The following is a 2,421-nucleotide window of genomic DNA, read 5'->3' on the forward strand; positions in this document are numbered from 1 at the left end:
CAAGTGAAGTTTATTGAAGAACTTTTCGGAATTAGCGCTTAACGGAATGCGAACGAAATACTTCGTTTGTCACTAAAAAGTATTTGCGACACAACCCAATATCTTACAGGCTTTATTCTGGCAGTTCAAGGTTTTCTCACTCGGTAAAATGCTCGTTTCTTGAGTTTCTTTTTGATTGGCTTACGCTTATAGCGGTTTGCAGCTCAATTGAGTACATTAGAGGTAGAGCAGTGGTCACTCAGGATTTAATATGAAAGCTTACTCTGTAGATCTGCGTCAGAAAGTGGTGGATGCCTATGAGCAACAAGAAGGATCGCAACGGGAATTAGCCAAACGATTCAAGGTCAGTCCAAATTTTGTGCGCCTCTTGCTCAAACGTCATCAAACCGAAGGAACCGTTGAACCCAAACCTCACACCGGTGGTTTTATCAGTCGGTTAGCGAATCAACTGAACTTGATTGAGCAGTTAGTCGAACAAGATAACGATGCGACCTTGCAAGAGTTATGTGACCAACTCGACCGACAGGTTCAGATTCGGGTCAGTCCCAGTACCGTTTGCCGCACCCTGCAACAGTTGAACTTGACGCGAAAAAAAAACTCTGCACGCCAGTCAAGCTGAAACAGACCGAGTTCAGGTACTACGCCAAGCGTATCGAGAGCAGATTCGAGACATTCGTCCAGACGATTTAGTCTTTCTCGATGAGACCGGGGTGAACTTGATGATGGCGCGGCTGTACGCTCGTGCCCTTCCAGGAGACCGAGCGACGGGAGAACGTCCCTACAAAAAAGGACGTAATGTCACCCTAGTGGGAGCGATGAGCTTAAACGGGAGGGTGGCAGCACTCACCTTTGAGGGTGGACTTAACGGAGATGTCTTCAAATACTTTGTGGAACAGAGGTTAGTGCCTAACCTATGGGTCGGCGCTTGTGTCGTCATGGACAACTTGAGTTCTCATGGGATGGATGGAGTTCGAGAACGGATTGAAGCAGCAGGGGCAAAGCTGGTCTATTTATCGCCCTATTCTCCTGACTTTAATCCGATTGAGAACTGCTGGTCGAAAGTCAAAGCGTTTTTACGGTCGGTGGCGGCTCGCTCTCGCGAAGCACTAGATCAAGGAATTACGGATGCCCTCAAGTCTGTGACCTCAAAAGATATTGAAGGTTGGTTCACCTACCGATGCTACTGTACTTAACTGAGCTGAAAACCGCTATAATCGTGGCTCTGACCTTTAGATGAGAATCGCCCCTAAATTAATTAATTGATTTGGCGATTTCTGAAGGCTCAATCTCTACGATGCAGAAACATCCCTAACCGATTGGCTAATCAATGCCCTCAAACCCCTATTTCACCTCTGTTGTCCTGACTCTAGATAAAAGCTCAAATCCGTCCCCTCTACCACTATCTCCCCTTGGCTGGTTTGGATGTAGAGCTTTCCAGATCTCATCTGAATGACTTTGCCCAGGATTTGCAGTGATTCAGCAACGGCTTGTCTTGGTTTTTCTGCAAGGGGTTTATAGCCAAATATTTGGGTTTCAGGTTGCTCCACGACCGGACTGAGCCAAACCACGCGATCTTTGTTGTGAAGCATCAGTTCATTGTCATCTGTTTTGATGAACAGCATTTCCTGGCTGTGTTCGATGCCCAAAACCCATTGCCATCCTTTTGGGGTCTGGATCATGAGACTGGATTCCTGTTCAGGAGATAGGGAGCGCATCTCTGTCCTCCAATATCGCCACAGCAACCGAGCTTCGGTGTAGTTTAGTTCACAGCTTTGGGGAAGGTCACAGCTTTCATAGCGCATCAACCCCTGTTCAGTGATGCCGTTTGGAATGAGTCTGTTTTCCACAAGGATTTGGCTAATCAACTCCCAGTATTGTGACTCTTGACGTACCAGTGCAGTGAAGTGGACCCCCAAGACTAGACAGTTTTCAGGGGATGAATAAGCTAGGGATTCAGATTCTCAGATCCATTCAGTTTCGTGTTCAAGATCTCAATTGCTTTATCACTCACTTCGTTTCTTTAGATTATCACAATACACTTGATTTGGTGTCTGATAATCTAATCCTTAATGTGGACGAACTTGATTGTACCAACGAAACCACTGTTTGACCTCTTGCGTTAAATGTTGACCATCCTCGAACGCTTTGAGATAAATCAACTCATACTTTAGACTCCTCCACAATCGTTCGATAAAGATGTTGTCGTGGCAGCGCCCTCGACCATCCATACTAATCTGAACTCCAGAGGCTTTCAGACAGTCTGTAAAGGCGTTCGCTGTAAACTGTGCCCCTTGATCCGTGTTAAAGATCACAGGTGGGGTGTAGTTGGATAAGGCTTCTTCCAACGCCTCCACGCAAAAGTGAACTTCTAGAGTGTTGGAGATCCGCCAGGACAAGACGTGACGACTATACCAATCCATC

General features: G+C 46.4%; 3 protein-coding genes and 1 pseudogene. 2 read left to right on the forward strand and 2 right to left on the reverse strand.

Translation table 11 applies throughout. The annotated features are described in order from the left end of the window. Nucleotides 1–250: 250 nt before the first annotated feature. Nucleotides 251–619 (forward strand): helix-turn-helix domain-containing protein, encoded by a 369-nt coding sequence (locus A8707_RS25985; RefSeq protein ID WP_068820334.1) that lies wholly within the window; start codon nucleotides 251–253, stop codon nucleotides 617–619. Between the two features lie 43 nt (nucleotides 620–662). Continuing rightward, entirely contained in the window at nucleotides 663–1,193 is a 531-nt protein-coding gene (locus tag A8707_RS25990) for an IS630 family transposase (RefSeq protein WP_082906518.1), read from the forward strand. A 153-nt stretch (nucleotides 1,194–1,346) separates the two neighbouring features. Here the strand turns inward: A8707_RS25990 and A8707_RS25995 are convergent, their stop codons facing one another. Both A8707_RS25995 and A8707_RS26000 read right to left on the reverse strand, forming a co-directional pair. Beyond that, entirely contained in the window at nucleotides 1,347–1,847 is a 501-nt protein-coding gene (locus tag A8707_RS25995) for a hypothetical protein (protein ID WP_068820338.1), read from the reverse strand. Between the two features lie 222 nt (nucleotides 1,848–2,069). Then, a pseudogene (locus tag A8707_RS26000) lies at nucleotides 2,070–2,421 on the reverse strand (transposase); the annotation flags it as partial.

This window comes from Phormidesmis priestleyi BC1401 (assembly GCF_001650195.1).
Taxonomy (GTDB): Bacteria; Cyanobacteriota; Cyanobacteriia; order Leptolyngbyales; family Leptolyngbyaceae; genus Phormidesmis_A; species Phormidesmis_A priestleyi_B.